Origin of the sequence: Nocardia sp. SSK8, assembly GCF_037034205.1 — a bacterium.
Classification (GTDB): Bacteria; Actinomycetota; Actinomycetes; order Mycobacteriales; family Mycobacteriaceae; genus Nocardia.
The window spans coordinates 132,802-152,967 of record NZ_JBAGKD010000006.1 but is presented as its reverse complement, the minus strand read 5'-3'; the positions used below and the strand labels follow the sequence as shown (position 1 = coordinate 152,967).

17 protein-coding genes are annotated in these 20,166 nt (G+C 68.1%); 7 read left to right on the top strand and 10 right to left on the bottom strand.

All coding sequences use genetic code 11. From position 1 onward, the window contains the following. Nucleotides 1-34: 34 nt before the first annotated feature. Complete coding sequence (gene rraA, locus WA675_RS13835) at nt 35-523, top strand: ribonuclease E activity regulator RraA (protein WP_336084673.1); 489 nt, start codon at nt 35-37, stop codon at nt 521-523. A gap of 19 nt (nt 524-542) precedes the next feature. Here the strand turns inward: rraA and WA675_RS13830 are convergent, their stop codons facing one another. Then, nucleotides 543-764 (bottom strand): RNA-binding S4 domain-containing protein, encoded by a 222-nt coding sequence (locus WA675_RS13830; protein ID WP_336084672.1) that lies wholly within the window; start codon nt 762-764, stop codon nt 543-545. Between the two features lie 115 nt (nt 765-879). Here WA675_RS13830 and lysX point away from each other — a divergent pair, with 115 nt between their 5' ends. The 3 genes from lysX to WA675_RS13815 all read left to right on the top strand — a co-directional run bounded on the left by lysX (nt 880) and on the right by WA675_RS13815 (nt 5,816). After that, nucleotides 880-4,209, top strand: a complete 3,330-nt coding sequence (gene lysX, locus WA675_RS13825) for a bifunctional lysylphosphatidylglycerol synthetase/lysine--tRNA ligase LysX (RefSeq protein ID WP_442945629.1) — start codon at nt 880-882, stop codon at nt 4,207-4,209. Between the two features lie 141 nt (nt 4,210-4,350). Next, a complete protein-coding gene (locus WA675_RS13820; protein ID WP_336084670.1) occupies nt 4,351-4,968 on the top strand; it encodes a hypothetical protein in 618 nt (205 codons plus the stop codon). 227 nt (nt 4,969-5,195) lie between these two features. Continuing rightward, a complete protein-coding gene (locus WA675_RS13815; protein ID WP_336084669.1) occupies nt 5,196-5,816 on the top strand; it encodes a histidine phosphatase family protein in 621 nt (206 codons plus the stop codon). 49 nt (nt 5,817-5,865) lie between these two features. On the opposite strand, the gene WA675_RS13810 is transcribed toward WA675_RS13815, so the two are convergent. The 6 genes from WA675_RS13810 to WA675_RS13785 form a co-directional block, all read right to left on the bottom strand. Next, entirely contained in the window at nt 5,866-6,765 is a 900-nt protein-coding gene (locus WA675_RS13810; RefSeq protein WP_336084668.1) for a cutinase family protein, read from the bottom strand. A gap of 157 nt (nt 6,766-6,922) precedes the next feature. Further along, nucleotides 6,923-7,294 carry a hypothetical protein gene (locus WA675_RS13805; protein WP_336084667.1) on the bottom strand — a complete coding sequence of 124 codons (372 nt, stop codon included), beginning with the start codon at nt 7,292-7,294 and terminating at the stop codon, nt 6,923-6,925. A gap of 10 nt (nt 7,295-7,304) precedes the next feature. Continuing rightward, nucleotides 7,305-7,781 carry a roadblock/LC7 domain-containing protein gene (locus WA675_RS13800; RefSeq protein ID WP_336084666.1) on the bottom strand — a complete coding sequence of 159 codons (477 nt, stop codon included), beginning with the start codon at nt 7,779-7,781 and terminating at the stop codon, nt 7,305-7,307. Further along, nucleotides 7,778-8,683 (bottom strand): hypothetical protein, encoded by a 906-nt coding sequence (locus tag WA675_RS13795; RefSeq protein WP_336084665.1) that lies wholly within the window; start codon nt 8,681-8,683, stop codon nt 7,778-7,780. Before WA675_RS13795 ends, WA675_RS13800 begins: the two co-directional genes overlap by 4 nt. Then, nucleotides 8,680-9,033 carry a hypothetical protein gene (locus tag WA675_RS13790; RefSeq protein WP_336084664.1) on the bottom strand — a complete coding sequence of 118 codons (354 nt, stop codon included), beginning with the start codon at nt 9,031-9,033 and terminating at the stop codon, nt 8,680-8,682. The genes WA675_RS13795 and WA675_RS13790 overlap by 4 nt, the downstream gene beginning before the upstream one ends. 334 nt (nt 9,034-9,367) lie before the next feature. Continuing rightward, a complete protein-coding gene (locus WA675_RS13785) occupies nt 9,368-9,928 on the bottom strand; it encodes a tetratricopeptide repeat protein (protein ID WP_336084663.1) in 561 nt (186 codons plus the stop codon). Between the two features lie 377 nt (nt 9,929-10,305). Here WA675_RS13785 and WA675_RS13780 point away from each other — a divergent pair, with 377 nt between their 5' ends. Both WA675_RS13780 and WA675_RS13775 read left to right on the top strand, forming a co-directional pair. Beyond that, nucleotides 10,306-10,545, top strand: a complete 240-nt coding sequence (locus WA675_RS13780) for a helix-turn-helix domain-containing protein (protein ID WP_336084662.1) — start codon at nt 10,306-10,308, stop codon at nt 10,543-10,545. Next, nucleotides 10,538-11,773 (top strand): type II toxin-antitoxin system HipA family toxin, encoded by a 1,236-nt coding sequence (locus tag WA675_RS13775; RefSeq protein ID WP_336084661.1) that lies wholly within the window; start codon nt 10,538-10,540, stop codon nt 11,771-11,773. The genes WA675_RS13780 and WA675_RS13775 overlap by 8 nt, the downstream gene beginning before the upstream one ends. Here the strand turns inward: WA675_RS13775 and WA675_RS13770 are convergent. Beyond that, nucleotides 11,770-12,105 carry a hypothetical protein gene (locus WA675_RS13770; RefSeq protein ID WP_336084659.1) on the bottom strand — a complete coding sequence of 112 codons (336 nt, stop codon included), beginning with the start codon at nt 12,103-12,105 and terminating at the stop codon, nt 11,770-11,772. The two genes, WA675_RS13775 and WA675_RS13770, sit on opposite strands and share 4 nt — an antisense overlap. A 107-nt stretch (nt 12,106-12,212) precedes the next feature. Here WA675_RS13770 and WA675_RS13765 point away from each other — a divergent pair, with 107 nt between their 5' ends. Then, nucleotides 12,213-13,097 carry an SMP-30/gluconolactonase/LRE family protein gene (locus WA675_RS13765; RefSeq protein ID WP_336084658.1) on the top strand — a complete coding sequence of 295 codons (885 nt, stop codon included), beginning with the start codon at nt 12,213-12,215 and terminating at the stop codon, nt 13,095-13,097. 70 nt (nt 13,098-13,167) lie between these two features. On the opposite strand, the gene WA675_RS13760 is transcribed toward WA675_RS13765, so the two are convergent. Further along, nucleotides 13,168-14,637, bottom strand: a complete 1,470-nt coding sequence (locus tag WA675_RS13760; RefSeq protein ID WP_336084657.1) for a glutamate synthase subunit beta — start codon at nt 14,635-14,637, stop codon at nt 13,168-13,170. Further along, nucleotides 14,630-19,282 (bottom strand): glutamate synthase large subunit, encoded by a 4,653-nt coding sequence (gene gltB / locus WA675_RS13755; protein ID WP_336084656.1) that lies wholly within the window; start codon nt 19,280-19,282, stop codon nt 14,630-14,632. The genes WA675_RS13760 and gltB overlap by 8 nt, the downstream gene beginning before the upstream one ends. Nucleotides 19,283-20,166 lie beyond the last annotated feature (884 nt).

Below are 20,166 nucleotides of genomic sequence, written 5' to 3'. Positions count from 1 at the left end.
CACGGCACCGCCCCGACCTGACACAATCGGCTCCATGACCGAATCAGCGAATGTTGTGGCCACTGCCGACCTGGCCGATGAGATCGGCCCCGAGATCCGCTCCTGCGATACCCAGTTCATCCAGTTCGGTGGCCGGGAGACGTTCGCCGGGCGCATCACCACGATCCGCTGCTTCCAGGACAACCTGCTGGTCAAGCAGACCCTGAGCGAGCCGGGCGAGGGCAAGGTGCTCGTCGTCGACGGCGGCGCCAGCGTGCACACCGCCCTGGTGGGCGACATCATCGCCGGTCGCGGCGTGGACAACGGCTGGGCGGGCGTGATCGTCAACGGCGCGGTGCGCGACTCGGCGATCCTGCGCACCCTCGACATCGGCGTCAAGGCGCTGGGCACCAACCCGCGCAAGAGCACCCAGACCGGCAGCGGCGAAAAGGACGTGACCGTCGAGTTCGGCGGCATCAGCTTCGTCCCCGGCGACATGCTCTACAGCGACCACGACGGCGTCGTAGTCCGCGCAGAAGACTGAGCCGCGCGGGTGTCCGGGACTAGTTTCCGGACACCCGCACCCGGTGGCCCGCCAGGACCACCACGTCGCCGATCTGCAGTTGCCTGCCGCGGCGGAGTTCGACTTCGTCGTTGACGCGCACCAAGCCCTGCGCGATCACCGTCTTGGCCTCGGAACCCGAATCGATCAGGTTGGCCAGTTTCAGGAATTGCCCGAGCTTGATGACCTCGTCATCGATCGGCACATCGACTGGTTCCGACATGCGCTAATACTTACTCCTCCACCGAAAACCGGGTACCACCGGCCCCGCTGCCGCGCGTGACGAACACGCCGCGCGCACCGCCGTACCCATCCGCCGCGGATGCACGCACACTGGACTGGTGACCTCCGTGCAAACCGAGCAGCAACCCCCCGCGGCGACTCCCGGCAGACGAGCGAGCGCGACCGCCGCGCACCGGCCGCACGGCCGCCTCGCGGAGGTACCGCACCTCACCGGGCTGGTGCTCGGGGTGTTCGCGGTGCTGTGTTTTCTGTGGAGTCTGTCGCCCGCGCTGCGGTATCTGACCCACACCCCGCGCCACTACATCGACACCTATTACTTCGACGCCCCCGACACCAGTCTGGTGTGGGCGCTGGTGGTCGGCCTGCTGGCCGCCGCGCTGGCCGGGCGCAAGCGGATCGCCTGGTGGCTACTGATCGGCTATCTGCTGTTGTTCGCGCTGGCCAATATCGCCGAGTACACCGACAAGGGCGATATCGACGCGCTGGTGGCCTGCGCGGTGCACGTAGTGGTGCTCGGGATCCTCATCGCCGCGCGCAAGCAGTTCTACACCCGGGTCCGGCCGGGCGCGGCCTGGAAGGCGCTCGGGGTGCTGGTGGCCGGGATCGCGGCGGGCTGGCTGCTGGGCTGGGGGCTGGTGGAGCTGTTCCCCGGTTCGCTGCCCGCCGACGGCTGGCAGCGCCCGCTCTGGTCGCTGTACCGGGTCACCGCGGCGGTGCTGGTCGACAACGAGAACTTCGACGGCATCCCGCCGCACTGGGTGAACCTGCTGCTCGGCCTGTTCGGCGCGTGCGCGCTGCTGGCCGCGGTGGTCGTGCTGCTGCGCTCCCAGCGCGCCGACAACGCCATGACCGGCCGCGACGAATCGGCCATCCGCGGCCTGCTCGCCGAGTCCGATGTCGAGGACTCGCTGGGCTATTTCGCCACCCGCCGCGACAAGGCGGTGATCTTCGCGCCGAACGGCAAGGCCGCCATCACCTATCGCGTGGAGCTGGGCGTGTGCCTGGCAGGCGGCGACCCGATCGGCACCCACGACGCCTGGGCGCCTGCGGTCCGGGAGTGGCTGCGTCAGGCCGACCGGTTCGGCTGGGCACCGGCGGTGATGGGGGCCAGCGAGGCGGGCGCCACCGTCTACCGGGACGCGGGCCTGACCGCGCTGCGCCTTGGCGACGAGGCCGTGCTCGACACCCGCGCCTTCTCCCTGGCCGGGCCGCACATGAAACAGGTGCGCCAGGCCGCGAACCGCCTGCGCAAGCAGGGCTTCGAGGTGCGGGTGCGGCGCTGGCGCGATATCCCCGCCGACGAATACGCCGCCATCGTCGCCCGCGCCGACGCCTGGCGCGACACCGAGACCGAGCGCGGCTTCTCCATGGCGCTGGGACGCCTGGCCGACCCGCTCGACGGCGACTGCCTGCTGGTGGAGGCGTGCGACGGCGCCGAACAGGTGCGCGGCATGCTCTCGTTCGTGCCGTGGGGTCGCTCGGGCGTCTCGCTGGAATTGATGCGGCGCGACCCGACCAGCCCCAACGGCGTGATGGAGCTGATGATCTCGCAGCTCGCGCTCACCGCCGATCAGTACGGCGTCACCCGGATCTCGCTGAACTTCGCGGTGTTCCGCTCGGTGTTCGAGGAGGGCGGGCGGATCGGCGCCGGTCCGATCCTGCGGGCCTGGCGGGGCGTGCTGCTGTTCTTCTCGCGCTGGTGGCAGCTCGAGGCGCTGTACCGGTCGAATGTGAAGTACCAGCCGCGCTGGGTGCCCCGGTTCTTCCTGTTCGAGGAGAGCAGGCAGCTGCCGCGCGTGGCCATGGCGTGCGGGCTGGCCGAGGGCTTCCTGCCGCGCCTGGGCAAGGAACCCGACGCCGCCGTGCACACCGGCACCCATCCCTCGGTGCCCGCGAGCGTCGCTGGCCTGCGCGACGACGGCAGCGCCCCCGCCTCGGCCGAGGGCGCCGAAGCCGATCAGGGCCCGCGCCGACCCGAGCAGGTCCGCGTACGCCTGGACAAACTCGACCGGCTCACCGCCGCGGGCGTGGACTCCTACCCCGTGGCCTATCCCCCGACCCACACCATCGCCGAGGCCCGCCGCTGTCCCAAGGGCACCACGGTCCGGGTGGCGGGCAGGCTGCTGCGCATCCGCGACTACGGCGGCGTGATCTTCGCGGTGGTGCGCGACTGGACCGACGAGATCCAGCTGCTCATCGACCGCGAACGCGTGGGCACCGACCGCAGCGCCGAGTTCACCGAGTTCTTCGACCTGGGCGATCTGATCGAGGTGAGCGGTCAGCTCGGGGTGAGCAGGCGCGGTGAGCTCTCGCTGCTGGCCCAGGACTGGCGGATGAACGGCAAGTGCCTGCATCCGCTGCCCGACAAGTGGCGCGGCCTGGCCGACGCCGAGGCCAAGGTGCGCCAGCGCTATGTCGACATGGCGATCAACCCCGAGACCCGCGAGGTGATGGCCAAGCGCAGCGCGGTGCTGCACTCGCTGCGTCACTCGCTGCACAACTGGGGCTTCCTCGAGGTGGAGACGCCGATCCTGCAGCAGGTACACGGCGGCGCCAACGCCACCCCGTTCCGCACCCACATCAATGCCTACGACCTCGACCTGTACCTGCGCATCGCACCCGAGCTCTACCTCAAGCGGCTGTGCGTTGGCGGCATGGAGAAGGTGTTCGAGGTGGGCCGCACCTTCCGCAACGAGGGCGTGGACTTCAGCCACAATCCCGAGTTCACGATCCTGGAAGCCTATGAGGCACACAGTGATTACCTGCGAATGATGCAGCTGTGCCGCAAGCTGATCCAGGACGCGGCGGTGGCGGCCAACGGTGCCGAAGTGGCCCTGCGCCCCACGCCCGACGGCGGCTTCGAGACCGTCGACATCTCCGGCGAATGGCAGGTCAAGACCGTGCACGGCGCGGTATCGGAAGCCGTTGGCGCCGAGGTGAATACGCGCACCGAGCTGGCGCGGCTGCACGAGCTGTGCGATCAGGTCGGGGTGAACTACCAGCACGGCTGGGACGCGGGACAGGTCGTGCTCGAGATGTACGAGCACCTGGTCGAGGCGCGCACCACCGAGCCCACCTTCTACCTCGACTTCCCCACCTCGGTCTCCCCGCTGACCCGCTCGCATCGCAGCATCGATGGCGTCACCGAGCGCTGGGATCTGGTGGCCTGGGGCGTCGAATTGGGTACGGCCTACAGCGAACTCACCGATCCGGTCGAGCAACGCCGCCGCCTCACCGAACAGTCCATGCTGGCCGCCGGTGGCGATCCGGAGGCGATGGAACTCGACGAGGACTTCCTGCAGGCGCTCGAACACGCCATGCCGCCGACCGGCGGGCTCGGGATGGGCGTGGACCGGGTGGTCATGTTGATCACCGGTCGCAGCATTCGCGAAACCTTGCCCTTCCCTTTGGTGAAACCTCGCTGATTGGGTACCCCGTCCCGGGGCGTTAACGGTGCACGTGCACGCCGCGATCTTGGAAGTTCGGTGTCGTTGCGGCACCATCGGTCTCGCGGACCGGCACCGGGAGGAATACCGGCCGCGAACACCTCGACGGGATGGGAATAGATGTATCTGGATCTGCTGACCACGGCCTCGCTGGCCGATCCACACCTGCTGACCAGCAGTGTGGACACACTGGCGAGCTCCGACGCGGTCAACACCGCCTTCGACGTACTGGCGAAGAAGCGGGGCGGTAGCAAGAGCCGCGGCGGTGGCGTCGGCACGGTCATCGGCGGCATCTGCTGCCTGGTGGTCGTGGTGGTGATCGTGGTGGTCGTCCTCATGACCAAGAAGAAGAACAACAACCAGCCGCCGCAGGGTCAGCTGCCCTACGGCGCGCCGGGCCAGCAGCCCTACGGCGGCCAGCCCGGCCAGCCGCCCTACGGGCAGCAGCCCTTCGGGAACACCGGCGACCAGCCCTTCGGCCAGCAGCCTTACGGCCAGCCGGGTCAGCAGCCCTACGGAAACACCGGCGACCAGCCCTACGGCCAGCAGCCCTATGGCCAGCCCGGTCAGCAGCCTCACGGAAACACCGGGGACCAGCCCTACGGTCAGCAGCCTTACGGCCAGCCGGGCCAACAGCCCTACGGTCAGCAGCCCTATGGCCAGCCCGGACAGCAGCCCTATGGCCAGCCCGGCCAGCAGTACGGTCAGCCGGGACAGCCGCCCTACGGCCAGCCCTGACCTGATCGGAGGACTCGCGGCGATACCTTCGGTCGATGACGAGGCATCCCCGCGAGTCCTCGAACGAACACCTGTTCGCCAGGGAGCTCTCAACGACCGGTCTGGCCGGGTGCCGATGCTGCTCGAGCAGGGGCGCGAGATCGTGATTCTCGATGTCGCCGATGTCACCGGACGGGAAGAGGTCGACCCGGAGCCGTGCGGCTGGGGTGATGGGGCAGAGTGAGGGGGTGCAGCTGATTCTCGTGCGCCATGCCCAGCCCGACCGTGTCATCGGCACGTCCACCGCCGCCGACCCGGCGCTGACCGAGATCGGCGGGCTCCAGGCCGAGCGGGTGCCCGCCGCGCTGGCCGCGCACGACATCGTCCGGGTGGTCAGCAGCCCGCAGCGCCGCGCCCGCGATACCGCGGCGCCCACCGCCGCCGCCCGCGGTCTCGACGTGGAGATCATCGACGACCTCGCCGAATACGACCGCGACCTGCCCGCCTACATCCCCATCGAGGACGCGAAGACCGATTTCGCCGACGCCTACGCCCGCATCAAGGCCGGTTATCTCCCCGAGCAGATCGACGGCCCCGCCTTCACCGCCCGCGTCCTCACCGCCGTGGAAACCCTGGTCGCCACCAGTGCCTCCACCGACACGGTCGTCGCCTTCGCCCACGGCGGCGTGGTCAACGTCCTGCTGGCCGACATCCTCGGCCTGCCCCGCCCGCTGACCTTCCCGATCGACTACTGCTCGATCACCCGCATCCTCTACTCCCGCACCGGCACCCGCACCGCGGCCACCATCAACGAGAACGGCCACGTCTGGGAACTACTCCCGCGCAACCTCTCCCGCACTACCCCCTGACAGACCACGGGCCCGATGTCGTCGACACCGGGCCCGCCGTCAGGTCAGCTCATGCTTGCTGGGCGATCCAGTTGTGCATCCAGGTGATGGCGGTCTGGCCGCCGCCCACCGGGTAGGAGCCGTAGAGGGTGTGGGCCTGGGAGCGGTAGAAGCGCTCCAGGTCCTTGGCGCGCTGCTGGTTGGCGGCGTCCGAGAGCTGCGCCTGCAGCGTCGGCACGCCGCCGTGGGCCATCAGGTCGTTCATGATGGCGCCCGCCTCGATCTGGTAGCGCCACAGGTTGGCCGGGTTGGCGTCCGAGCTCTGGGCCAGGAAACCGGCGAACCGGGTGACGAAATCGTCGGTGGCGGTGGCGCAGTACAGATCGTCGACCGCGCAGATGGTACGCACCCGGTCGCTGATCCAGCCGAAGCCGCCGGGCCGCGCGCCACCGGCGCCCGCGCCCTGGGCGTGCGGGCCCACCTGCACGTCGGTCGGCGAGCGGCGCGGATCGGAGATCAGCCCGACCGCGGCCACCTGCTCCGGCCGGATCGTGCCGATGCCGGTGCCGATCTCGGCGGCCAGATCACCGGCGGCGTCGGCGCCCTGGCTGTAGCCCACCAGCGCGATCCTGGTGTCGCCGCAGGAAGCCAGCTTCGCGTTGATCAGCCCACGCGCGGCATTGACCGCTTCCTTCTTGGAGTTGCCGTACACATCGCCTTCCCACGGGAACGCGGTGGCGGCGTAGGTGACGTAATCGACGTCGGTATTACGGGGTAGGCCCCGGGTGACTCCGGACAGCATGCCGGGGCCGGGCGCCTTGTCGTGGCCGGTCTCCCAGGTACCCGGGATCGCGACGACATACAGGCTCGGACATCCCGGTGCCGCGGAGGCACTCGTGGAACCGACCATGATTCCGGTGGTCATCGCCGCGGCGGCACCCAGCGCCGCGGCAACTTTCTTCAAACGCATGCCGCTCCAGTTCAACCTTGTCTTCCCAGACCTCGCCGCGAATCACAATAGGGGCACACGCCCGTTGGTGCCACATGACCGGACGCCGTTGTCCGATTTCCGACGGTCCACCGATGAATTCCGCGTGACAGGCTGTGGCGGAATTCGTTTCGGGGACTCACACCTCGAGGTCTTCTTCGATGCCCTTGAGGCGGTGGCGGGCCAGCGCCAGGTTGCCGCGCGCGCGGTCCAGGGCCAGGTAGAGGAACAGTCCTTTCGACTTGCGCCCGGTCATCGGGCGGATCACGTGGTACTGGGTGCCGAGGGTGATGAGGATGTCCTCGATCTCCTCGTTGAGGCCGAGCTGTTCGATGGTCCGCATCTTCGCCCGGACGACCTCGGTATTGCCCGCGGCCGCGACCTGCAGGTCCATGGCCTTGGTGCTGCTGAGCATGCCGAGCGCCATGCCGGAGTTGTAGTCGACGATCGCGGCGCCGATCGCGCCGTCGATCACCATCATGTCCTTCAGGGCCAGATCGATATTCGACATTTCCTACCTTTCATTTGGTGTGCTTCCCCTGTTCGTTGCCAGAGGAGTTCGCCGCCGCCAGATGTTCGGCGATGGCGCGGGCGACCGGCCGCGATTCCAGGTGCAGCCGGCCGACGTTCACTTCCGGGCCCGCCAGCACGGTCAGCGAGGTGTAGCCGGCCGCGTAGATGACCACCTGCCCCTCGGTGCCGTGCACGACGACCTCGTTGAATCCGCCCCCGTGCGCCGTGGACGCCAGCCGGAACGACAGCGACAGCTGCGCGGCCGCCAGCGCCGCCATGCCCGCAGGTTCGATGTGCGGGGGCAGGTCGTGCTCGATGAGCAGGCCGTCGCTGGAGGCGACCACCGAGCCGGTGAGCCGGGGCACGCGCTCGCGCAGGGCGGTCAATTCGGCCAGGACGGCCGCGTTCCGTTCGGGCACGGTCATCGCCACCTTGGTCACTTTCTTTCCCCTCCAATCACCGAGCAGCTTCTTCCGCACGGTCACGCAAGCTCCTCCAACGCCGCTTTGAGCCGGACGAGCAGGTCGCGGTCCACCGGTTGCCAGCGTTCGGGGCGGTAGGGCCGGGTGCCGGTGTCGCGGTAGCGGACGGTCGCGGTCGCTTCCTCGACGGCCGCGTGCCTGCCCGGTGCGCTCGTGCCGGTCACCCGACGGTCGGGCCGCGGCGGGGAGGACACCCGCCGGGGCAGTTCGGGGAGGCCGGTGGTCGGCCGGGGCGCGCGGCGCGGCGCCGGGTCCGGCGCGATGGCCAGATGACGGCGCCGCGTGGCCGGTGCCTCGATCAGCCCGGCGGCGGTGAGATCGCGCACCGCGACCAGGCAGCCGTAGGTGGTGCGGCCCAGGTCGCGGGCGATCTCGGCGATGCTGCGGGAGCTGTCCGCGGCGGCGAGCACCTCGGCCTGGCTGCCGGTCAGCGTGCGCCGTTTGCGGTCGCCGCGCGGTGCCGGAACCACCGGCTGGTCCGCCACCAGCTCGGCGGGCCACGGGCCGAATTCCGGATCGCCGCGGCGGGCGCATTCGTGCACCACCGCGTGCGGGGCCACCCGGCAGACGTTGGCCAGCCAATGTTCGGGCGCCGGAACGAATTCCGGTTCGGCCGGGGAGGCGAGCAGGAAGTAGGCGGCGTCGTAGACCGAGAGCACGGCCAGGGTTTCCAGGCGGGGGCCGTGCGGTAAGGCGGCGGGGTCGCCCGCACCGGCGCGGCGCCAGTCCTCGGCGGTGGCCACGCCCGCCTCGACCACCAGGCGGTCCAGGCCCGGCGTGCGGCGGCAGCCCGCGGCGGTGATCGCGCCCTCGGCGAAATGGAATTCGCCGTCGCCGGTGCGCAGCACGCCGGTCTCGCGCTGCTGTTCGAGCCGGTGCAGTTCGTCGGCGAGCGCGACGCTCATCGTTGCCCACCTGTCAGTTCGTCGAGTGCCGAGCGCAGCTGGTAGCGCGCCATGCCGAGATTGCCGGTGTCACCGTCGAAGACGACGTGCATGAACAGCCTGCCGTCGAAATCACCGTCGACCAGGTGCAACAGGTGGAAGCCCGCGCTGCGGCACACGACGATCTCGGAGATCTCGTCGTTGTCGCGCCCGCCGGACAGTGCCGTACAGCCGAGGGCGGCCCGCACCACCTCCGTGGTCCCCGCCGCGTCCTCGTGCTCGTCGAGGATGCCGTGATCCCCGGCCGCGGCGATCGCCAAACCGCTGGCCCCATCCACCAGTGTCACGCTGCGCGCACCGGGAATATCCATGATGCGTTTCAAGCAGCCGTCGAGAGAATTCACACGCCCCGGCCCGTCATCGATCGGTTATCGAAGCGAGACGCTATACCGACCCGCAACCGCCCGCATCCCGAACGCCGGAAAATTGCTGCCCACCAGAATGTTTGCTGGGGTTTGCTGGAAAACCGCTCGGTATCAATACTTTTGAGTAACCGGAAGCCCTATTCGCTACGCACCGGTGAATCCGAAGGTCAATCCCCCTTTTCGCGCGTCAGCGATCTTCGCGCGAACTCAAGGATTATCCACTTCGCAAACCTCGCCATTGTGTGGGCAGCGTTATTCCCGGGTTCCGGCGCGCGGCGCGTCAGCCCGCGGCGCGCCGGTACCAGGATTCGGCTTCGCGATGCGCGCCCTCGGATTCGAGCAGGGCGGCGAGGTTGGCCATCGCGCGCGGATGACCCAGATCGGCGGCGCGGCGGAAGCAGCGGCGGGCCTCGGTGGTGGCGCCCTTGTCACGCAGCAGCAGACCGAGATTGTTGATGGCGTCGATGTCGCCGTTGTCGGCGGCCTCGGCGTACCAGGACTCGGCCTCGTCGTAGTGGCCGCGCTGCTCGTAGAGCCGCGCCAGGTTGTACATGGCGTCGAGGTGACCCGCCACGGCGGCGCGGTGGTACCAGGACTCGGCGTCGGCGCGGTCGCCGTACTGATACAGCAGCGTCGCCAGGTTGTACATGGCGTTGGCGTTGCCGCCGGAGGCCGCGCGCCGGTACCAGGACTCGGCCTCATCGATGTCACCCAGCTTGTCCAGCAGCACCGCGAGGTTGTTCATGGCCCGGGTGTGCCCCGCCGCCGACGCCTGCCGGAACCAGTACTCCGCGGCCTCGAAATCGCTGTGGTCGTAGTAGATGTTGGCCAGATTGTGCATGGCGGTACCGTCTCCGCGCTCGGCAGCGCGATGCAGGCTCGCCATCGTTCCCGGCGGCAACGGCACAGCTCCCCCTCGGATCACCGGTTACAACCTCGACACGGAAAGTCTATGTGCTGCACCGAAGATCAGCCACGTCGTTCTCCCCACCCCCGAACCCCTTGCCCCATAACACCGTTCACCCCCCTACGCATCTACCGGGCAAACCTGGCGCGCCCGCTATACGGATTCGCGCCCACCCCGGCGCTCGAGCACGACCTCGGGCCAGCTCGGCCACCACCCCACCAACTGACGTCGATATTGTAGTCAAACAGGTTGACTACAATATCGTAGTCGCCTATCATGACTACGAAATCGTAGTCACCAAGGAGGTTGTCGTGGCCTACTCGGGAAAGGTGACCAGCCCCGAATCACTGGGCCGAATCCTGCAACAGGCCCGTCTTCTCAGCGGCCTCACCCAGCGCGAACTCGCCGAACGATTGGGTACCACCCAGCGCTACATCTGGGAGATCGAGGCAGGCAAGCCCTCGATCTACGTCGAACGACTCTTCGCCATGATGCGCGAGACCGGCATGGAACTCACCGCGACCATCGACCCGAGGGAAAACCATGGGTGACCTGACCGTCGAGCTGTACGGCACCCGGGTGGGAACCCTCACCGGCACCACCCGCGACTACGACTTCGTGGCAGACGTCGAAGCCATCGATACCTTCGGTCTGGACAGCACGATCCTGTCGCTGGCCGTCCCCCTCGCCGCCGTCCCGACGCGAGCACGCAGATCACGTCGACAGAACTTCTTCCGCGAACTGCTACCGGAAGGCCGGATGCTCACACGCATGGCCGAGGCGGCGGACCTCGGCGAGCGCGACGTGATCGGACTGCTCCGCCGATACGGTCGTGACGTGGCGGGTGCGATCCAGATCTGGGATCCCGATGTTCCCGGAGAGCCGAAATCCCCCGCGCTGGAGCCCCTGACCCCGACCGCTGTCGCGGAAATGCTGGTCAATGTCGGTGAGAACCCGCTCGGAAACAGACCGGTCGGCGGCAAAACGTCCCTGGCGGGCGTGCAGGACAAGATCGTCCTGGCTCGGACCCCACAGGGGTGGAATCGCGTCATCGACGGCTATCCGTCGACCCATATCCTCAAGCCCGAATCGGGTATGAATCCGAGCACGATCTACGACGAGGAGTACGGAGCACGTTTCGTTCGCGCCGTGGGGCTCGCCGAATACGACACGTGGACAACCGAGTTCGACGGCGTCCCCGCCGTGGTGATCGAGCGATTCGATCGGATGGGCGACGCGCCTTCCTCGCGAATTCACCAGGAAGACTTCAGCCAGGTGCTGGGCGCCTCGGGCGACCAGAAGTACCAGCGGTTCGGTGGGCGCGTCACCATGGCACGCATCGCGGGCTGCCTGGCCGCCCTCGGTGATCGTGAGTCGCTGGAACGCCTGCTGCGGATGACCACGCTCGCGGTCGCGGTCGGCAATCTGGACATGCACGCGAAGAACATCTCGCTGCTGCACCTGCCCGACGGTTCGACCACGCTGGCGCCCGCGTACGACTTCGTTCCACAGACTCATCAGCGCAACGACGGCGAGATGGCGCTCGCGGTGCACGAGGAGTACCGCCACCGGGCGATCACCCGTGCGCACCTCATCGCCGAGGGTGCTGCCTGGGGTTTGTCCACCGCTGCCGAGATCGTGGATACCACCTTGTCCCGCACGCTGGCCACAGTGCGAGCCGAAACACCACATCCTCGGGCACATTCCACACTGACCGACGACATCACCCGCTTCACCACCAACCTGCTCGCTGGGCGGGTGGCTGGGTGGGGTGGTTAGGCGGAGATCCAGGTGGCGAGTGGCCAGGTGGTGGCCATGGCCAGGGTGCCGAGGGCGGCGCGAGGGGAGATGAGGTCGCCGCGGAGGGCGGCGCCGGAGGCGAGGAAGGTGCCGAAGGCGAAGGCGAGGGCTTCGCCGATGATGAGGACGGTGAGGGCGGTGATCTTGCTGGAGGCCTCGCACGATGGGTCGACCGGGCAGCGGTCCAGGTCGTCGATGAGGGCGGCGGCGATGGCGGCGGAGTAGACGAACGCGGCGAGTACCGCGACGCAGAGTGCGATGGTGAGGAGGAGGTCGGCCAGACGGAGGACGGTCGACCGGCGGGAGTTCATGAATCCCAACGTACTCAGGGGGTGCGTGGATACGATCGGACGAAATTCGATCGGCGGCATGTCAGGACATCGGGATCATGAGAACTCCTCGCCTTCTTCTCCTGCTGATGACCGGGGTGACCGGTGCTCTCGTCCTGCCCGGGGCAGCTACGGTGAGTGCCGCGCCGCAGGCGTGTGCGCCGTGGTCGCGGGAGGTCGTGGCCGGTGGGTTCGGGGCGTTGGAGAATCTCGGGTTCGACGGGCGGGGGAATGTGCTGCTGTCCGAACAGGATCTGGGTGGTGGGCCGGGGGCCGTGCGGGTGCTGGGTGCCGATGGCACTCGGGGCACGCTGGCGAACGAGGTCGATGGGCCGGGTGGGATCGTGGTCGCCGGGGCGAGCGCGTACTTCACCACCGGGAACACCGCGACGGCCGCGTTGAGCGGGCAGAGTTCGGGGACCATCGATGCGGTCGATCTCGCGACCGGTGTGCGGAGCACGGTCGCGCGCGGGTTGACGATGCCGAACGGGCTGGCGCGATTGGCGAACGGTGATTTCGTGGTCAGTAAGGACATCGGCGGTGGGTCGATGACCAGGGTGGACGCGGCGGGCAACACCACGCCGTTCGCGACGGCGCTGACCTCGACCAACGGACTGGCCTTCGACGCGCCCCGTGATCGCCTGGTCGTCTCGACCACCTTCGACCCCACCACGGTGATCGCCGCCGTCGACACCGCGGGCACCCCGATCACCCGCACCGAACTCCCCGGCTTCGGCCCACTGAACTCGGCCGACGACCTCACCGTCGACACCGACGGCACCGCCTATGTCGCGCTGAACGTCGCGGGCGCCGTGCAGCGGGTCGACCTCGACACCGGCACCTCCTGCCGGATCGCCGATGGCCTGCCCCTGGTCTCCTCGGTCCGCTTCGGCTCCGGCCCCGGCTGGGACCCGAACTCCCTGTACGCCACCAGTTTCCTGGGCACCGTCACCAAGCTGACCCCGCCCGCGTAACCACCGGAGAATGCGAAAGGCGCTCGCGGACCTGGTGGTCGGCGAGCGCCTTTCGTGTTGTCGCGAGAGATTACCGCTGGGCGACGGCGGTCGGCGGGATCGGCGCGGGGAGCGCGGTCTCGCCTTCCAGGAACTTGTCCACGGCCGAGGCGGCGGCGCGGCCCTCGGCGATGGCCCAGACGATCAGGGACTGGCCGCGGCCCATGTCACCGGCGACGAAGACGCCGGGGATGTTGGTGGCCCAGTTCTTGTCGCGCTGCACGTTGCCACGGCCGTCGTAGCCGACACCGAGGTCGGTCAGCAGGCCGGGCTTCTGCGGGCCGACGAAGCCCATGGCCAGCAGCACCAGGTCGGCTTCGAGGGTGAAGTCGGTGCCTTCGACCTTCTCGAAGCGGCCGTTGGCCATCTTGACCTCGTGCGCCTCGAGCCCGGTGACCTTGCCGTCCTTGCCGACGAAACGCTCGGTGTTCACCGAGAACACGCGCTCGCCGCCCTCTTCGTGCGCCGAGGAGACCCGGTACATGAGGGGGTAGGTCGGCCACGGGGTCGAGCCCGCGCGCTCCTCGGGGGGACGCGGCATGATCTCGAACTGGTGGACCGACTCGGCACCGTGGCGGTGCGAGGTGCCCAGGCAGTCGGCGCCGGTGTCGCCACCACCGATGATGACGACCTTCTTGCCCTTCGCGTGGATGGGCGGCAGGCCGTTCTCGTCGGTGATGTCGTCGCCGAGCTGCACCCGGTTGGACAGCGGCAGGAACTCCATCGCCTGGTGGATGCCGTCGAGCTCGCGGCCCGGGATCGGCAGGTCACGGGCGATGGTGGCGCCACCGGCGAGCACGATCGCGTCGAACTGCTCGCGCAGCTGCTCGGCGGTGATGTCGACGCCCACGTTGACACCGGTCTTGAAGATGGTGCCCTCGGCCTCCATCTGGGCGAGGCGACGGTCGATGACCGCCTTCTCCATCTTGAATTCCGGGATGCCGTAGCGCATCAGGCCGCCGATGCGGTCGTCACGCTCGAACACGGTCACGGTGTGACCGGCCCGGGTCAGCTGCTGGGCGGCGGCCAGACCGGCCGGGCCGGAGCCGACGATCGCGATCTTCTTGCCGGTCAGGCGGGTCGGGTACACCGGGGTGACCCAGCCCTCGTCGAAGGCGTTCTCGATGAGCTCGACCTCGACCTGCTTGATGGTGACCGGCTGCTGGTTGATGCCGAGCACGCAGGACGCCTCACACGGAGCCGGGCACAGGCGGCCGGTGAACTCCGGGAAGTTGTTGGTGGCGTGCAGGCGGTCGATGCCCTCGCGCCACGCGCCCTTGTACACCAGGTCGTTCCACTCGGGGATCAGGTTCCCGAGCGGACAACCGTTGTGACAGAAGGGGATACCACAGTCCATGCAGCGGCTGGCCTGCTTCTGCAGGGTCTCGTGCGAGAACTTGTCCTCGTAGACCTCTTTCCAGTCGAGCAGTCGCAGCTCGACCGGGCGCCGGGTGGGAAGTTCCCGAGAGGTGTGCTTCAGAAATCCCTGGGGATCAGCCACGTGCGGCCTCCATAATCGCTTCGTCCACGTCCTTGCCGCTCTTCTCAGCCTCGGAGATGGCGAGCAAAACCTTCTTGTATTCGCGGGGCATGACCTTCACGAAGTGGTTCACCTGCTGGGACCAGTCGCTCAGGATGCGTTCGGCCACCGCCGAACCCGTTTCGTCACGGTGGGCGGTGATGATGTCGCGCAGCCAGGTGAAGTCATCACCGGAGAGCTGCTCGATCGCCTCCGCCTGATCCGGGCTCACGCGGTTGGGCAGCGTGCCTTCCGGGTCGTAGACGAACGCGACACCACCGGACATACCGGCACCGAGGTTGCGGCCGGTGTTGCCGAGGATGACCACGCGGCCACCGGTCATGTACTCGAGCGCGTGGTCGCCCACGCCCTCGACGACCGCGGTGGCACCGGAGTTACGCACGGCGAACCGCTCACCGGCGACACCGTTGATCAGGATCCGGCCGCTGGTGGCGCCGAACATGATCACGTTGCCCGCGATGATGTTGTCCTCGGCGACGAAGCCCTCCGGCGCGGTGAGCGCCGGGCGGACCACGATGTGACCACCGGACAGACCCTTGCCGACGTAGTCGTTGGCGTCACCCTGCACGCGCAGCGTGATACCGGCCGGGACGAACGCGCCGAAGCTGTTGCCCGCCGACCCGTTGAAGGTGATGTCGATGGTGTTGTCGGGCAGGCCAGCGCCACCGTAGAGCTTGGTCACCTCGTGGCCGAGCATGGTGCCGACCGTGCGGTTGACGTTGGTGATCTTGGTTTCGATCTTCACCGCCTGGCCCCGCTCGAGCGCGGGGGCGCTCTGCGCGATCAGCTCGTTGTCCAGCGCCTTGTCCAGGCCGTGGTCCTGGGTGCCGGTGCAGCGGGTGTTCTGGTTCATGAACGCCGTCTCCGGCATGTCCAGAATCGGCGACAGGTCCAGCTTGGCGGCCTTGAAGTGCTGCTTGGCCTTGGTGGTGTCGAGCAGGTCGACCCGGCCGATGGCCTCGTCGAGGGTGCGGAAGCCCAGCTCGGCGAGCAGCTCACGCACCTCCTCGGCGATGAACAGCATGAAGTTCTCGACGAACTCCGGCTTGCCCGAGAAGCGCTCGCGCAGCACCGGGTTCTGGGTGGCGATACCCACCGGGCAGGTGTCGAGGTGGCACACGCGCATCATGATGCAGCCCGAGACGACCAGCGGAGCGGTCGCGAAACCGAACTCCTCGGCGCCGAGCAGGGCGGCGATCATCACGTCGCGGCCGGTCTTCATCTGACCGTCGACCTGGACCACGATGCGGTCGCGCAGGCCGTTGAGCAGCAGGGTCTGCTGGGTCTCGGCCAGGCCGAGCTCCCAGGGGCCACCCGCGTGCTTGAGCGAGGTCAGCGGCGAGGCGCCGGTTCCGCCGTCGTGGCCCGAGATGAGCACGACGTCGGCGTGCGCCTTGGACACACCGGTGGCGACCGTGCCGACACCCGGCTCCGCGACAAGTTTCACGTGAATCCGCGCCTGCGGGTTCGCGTTCTTCAGGTCGTGGATCAGCTGGGCGAGATCCTCGATCGAGTAGATGTCGTGGTGCGGCGGCGGGGAGATCAGGCCGACGCCCGGGGTGGAGTGCCGCACCTCGGCGACCCACGGGTACACCTTGTGCGCGGGCAGCTGGCCGCCCTCGCCCGGCTTGGCGCCCTGGGCCATCTTGATCTGGATGTCGGTGGCGTTGGTCAGGTAGTGCGCGGTGACGCCGAAGCGACCCGAGGCGACCTGCTTGATCGCCGAACGACGCCAGTCGCCGTTCTCCTCGACCTCGAAGCGAGCGGGGCTCTCGCCGCCCTCACCGGAGTTCGAGCGCGCGCCGAGCCGGTTCATCGCGATGGCGAGGGTCTCGTGCGACTCCGCCGAGATGGAGCCGTAGCTCATCGCGCCGGTGGAGAAGCGCTTGACGATCGCGGTGGCGGGCTCGACCTCGTCGATCGAGATCGACTCGCGGGCACCGGTCTTGAACTTGAACAGGCCGCGCAGCGCCGCCAGTCGCTCGGACTGGTCGTCGACGAGCTTGGTGTACTCCTTGAAGACCGAGTACTGGCCCGAACGGGTCGCGTGCTGCAGTTTGAACACGGTGTCGGGGTTGAACAGGTGGTACTCGCCCTCGCGACGCCACTGGTACTCACCGCCGACCTCGAGCTCGCGGTGCGCGCGCTCATTGCGGTTCTCCAGGAACGCCACGCGATGACGGGCGGCCACCTCGGCGGCGATCTCGTCGAGACCGATGCCGTCCAGCGGCGAGCGCAGGCCGGTGAAGTACTCGTCGACCAGGTCCTGGGCCAGGCCGATGACCTGGTACAGCTGGGCGCCGTTGTAGGAGGCCAGGGTGGAGATGCCCATCTTCGACATCACCTTGAGCACGCCGTTGCTGCCCGCGGTGCAGTAGTTCGCGACGGCCTTGCGGAAGTCGGCGGCCCGATCACCGGTGCTGCCGGGGATCTGCAGCGAACCGCGCTCGAGCATGTCCTCGATGGTCTCGAAGGCCATGTACGGGTTGATCGCGGCGGCACCGAAGCCCACCAGCATCGCCATGTGGTGCACCTCGCGGGCGTCACCGGCCTCGACGACCAGGCCGACCATGGTGCGGGTGCGCTCGCGCACCAGGTGGTGGTGCACCGAGGAGGTGAGCAGCAGCGACGGGATCGGCGCCAGCTTCTCGTTGGACTCACGGTCGGACAGCACGATGATCCGCGCGCCGCCGTCGATGGCGGCCGAGACCTGGGTGTTGATGGCGGTCAGCGCCTTGCGCATGCCCTCACCACCCTCGGCGACCGGGTACAGACCACGCACGACCACCGAACGCAGGCCGGGGTGGCTGCCGTCGTCGTTGATGTGGACCAGCTTGGCCAGCTCGTCGTTGTCCAGGATCGGCTGCTCGAGCGCGATCTGCTTGCAGGACTCCGGGCCCGGGTGCAGCAGGTCGGCCTCGGGGCCGATGTTGCGCTTGAGGCTGGTGACGACCTTCTCGCGGATGGCGTCCAGCGGCGGGTTGGTGACCTGCGCGAACAGCTGCGAGAAGTAGTCGAACAGCAGGCGCGACCGGTTCGACAGCACCGCGATCGGGGTGTCGGTACCCATCGAGCCCAGTGCCTCGCCGCCGGTCTTGGCCATCGGCGTGATCAGCAGGTTCAGGTCCTCGGTGGTGTATCCGAAGATCTGCTGACGGATCAGCACGCGGTCGTGCGACATGTGCACGTGCGGGCGGTCGGGCAGGTCGGCCAGGCGGCTGACGCCCTCATCGAGCCACTGCTGGTACGGCTGCGCCGCGGCCAGCTCGCCCTTGATCTCGGCGTCGGTGAGGATGCGGCCCTGCTCGGTGTCGACCAGGAACATCTTGCCCGGCTGCAGGCGGATCTTCTGGACAACGGTGGCGGGGTCGATGTCGAGCACGCCGACCTCCGACGCCAGCACGACCAGGCCGTCCTCGGTGACCCAGATGCGACCGGGGCGCAGGCCGTTGCGGTCGAGCACGGCGCCGATCTTGGTGCCGTCGGAGAAGCAGACGGCGGCCGGGCCGTCCCAGGGCTCCATCAGCATGGAGTGGTACTCGTAGAACGCCCGCAGCTGCGGGTCCATGTTCTCGTTGCGTTCCCAGGCCTCGGGAATCATCATCATGACGGCGTGGTGCAGGTCGCGACCGCCCAGGTGCAGCAGCTCGAGCACCTCGTCGAAGCGGGCCGTGTCACTGGCACCCGGCGTGCAGACGGGGAAGATCTTCTCCAGGCGGTTCTTGCCCGCCTCGTCCTTGCCGAACACGTCCGAACGCAGCAGCGCCTCACGCGCGCGCATCCAGTTCTCGTTACCGGTGACGGTGTTGATCTCACCGTTGTGGGCGACCCGGCGGAACGGGTGCGCCAGCGGCCACGAGGGGAAGGTGTTGGTGGAGAAGCGCGAGTGCACGATGCCGATGGCCGACTCGACGCGCTCGTCCTGCAGGTCCAGGTAGAACGCGCGCAGCTGCGGCGTGGTGAACATGCCCTTGTAGATGAAGGTCTCGCCGGACAGGCTCGGGAAGTACACCGACTCCTTGCCGACCGCGCCCTCGCCCGAACCGGACTTGCCCAGCTCGTGCTCGATCCGCTTGCGGATCACGTAGGCGCGACGCTCCAGGTCCATGCCGGAGAGCTGCTCGGCGGAGTTCTTCGGCGAGCCGATGAAGATCTGCCGGAAGGTGGGCATGGCGTCGCGCGCCAGCGCGCCCAGCGAGGACTCCTCGATCGGCACCTCGCGCCAGCCGAGCACGGCCAGGCCCTCTTCGACGACGATCTTCTCGACGCCGTAGGCGGCACGCGCGGCCTCGCGGCGGGCCTGCGGCAGGAAGGCGATACCCGAGGCGTAGGAGCCGACCGGGGGCAGCTCGAAGTCGACCACAGCGCGGAAGAACTTGTCCGGGAGCTGGATCAGGATGCCCGCGCCGTCACCGGAGTTCGGCTCTGCGCCCGCGGCACCGCGGTGCTCCAGGTTCAGCAGTGCCGTGATGGCCTTGTCGACGATGTCGCGACTGCGTCGTCCGTGCATGTCGGCGACGAACGCGACGCCGCAGGCGTCGTGCTCGAATGCCGGATCGTAGAGCCCGGTGACACCGGGTGACCTGTGGCCAGGAAGTTGCGTCATGCCTCTGCCTTCAAGAAAGTCGGCTGTCGATGAATCGGCCGCCCGTGGGATTGGGCCCTATCGTCGTTTCGCCTCCGTCAAGACTGCGTCCGTACGATCCGAAACCAGCTACGGTGATGGTTTGCGGCGTGCAGTCACGTCTCCAGTTGTCCACCCGCTTCGTTGACGTAGTGGGTGCTCAGAGGTAACGGAACGTTGACACGTTCCTCACCTCCGCGCGGGTTTCACCCGCTACTGTTGGCCCGGTTTCACCGGACCCCGAACAGGTGGTTGTGCCGAACAGGGGTGTGTTCGGCGTAAGAGCAAACGATAAGTCAGACCGTGAGCCCAACCAACTAAGGTTGTGCTAATAACCTTGTCTAGCTGGGGTTTGTAACGGCAGCTTGCTTCGTCGCGCGCGTCGTCCAGTGTAAAGCAGAGCGGGTGCTGGATCGATCCCGGACAACCCGTGCCGACCTGCGCGAACACCGTGGGCGAGCAAGCCCGCTCCAGCCTCCGGCACCTGGCCGAAAGCTGAACTCACCTGCACCGCAGCAGATTTCCCCGTACCCGCGGCGGCCAAACCTGGGACCTCCGCTAACCGGGGTAGGTCACGGTGAGATATATCCGACAGCGGCCGCGACATGCAGGGCAGTCATCCAACCGTTCGGTCTGTATTTCGCGAATGTGCCACAGCACACTCCTGGCTACCGTTCGCGGAGTGGCGTTCGCCACATCGGCATCGAATAAGACCGTCCAGTATGGCTCGCCAGGGCCGACACGCCGAGGTGGGCGGGCCCGCGGGATGCCGACGCGACGTATCAAGTGTCCAGTTGTGAGGCTGACCACAAACAGCCCGTCGTCGCTCGGTGTGGCGCCGGTCGGCCTGTCACGCTGACACAACG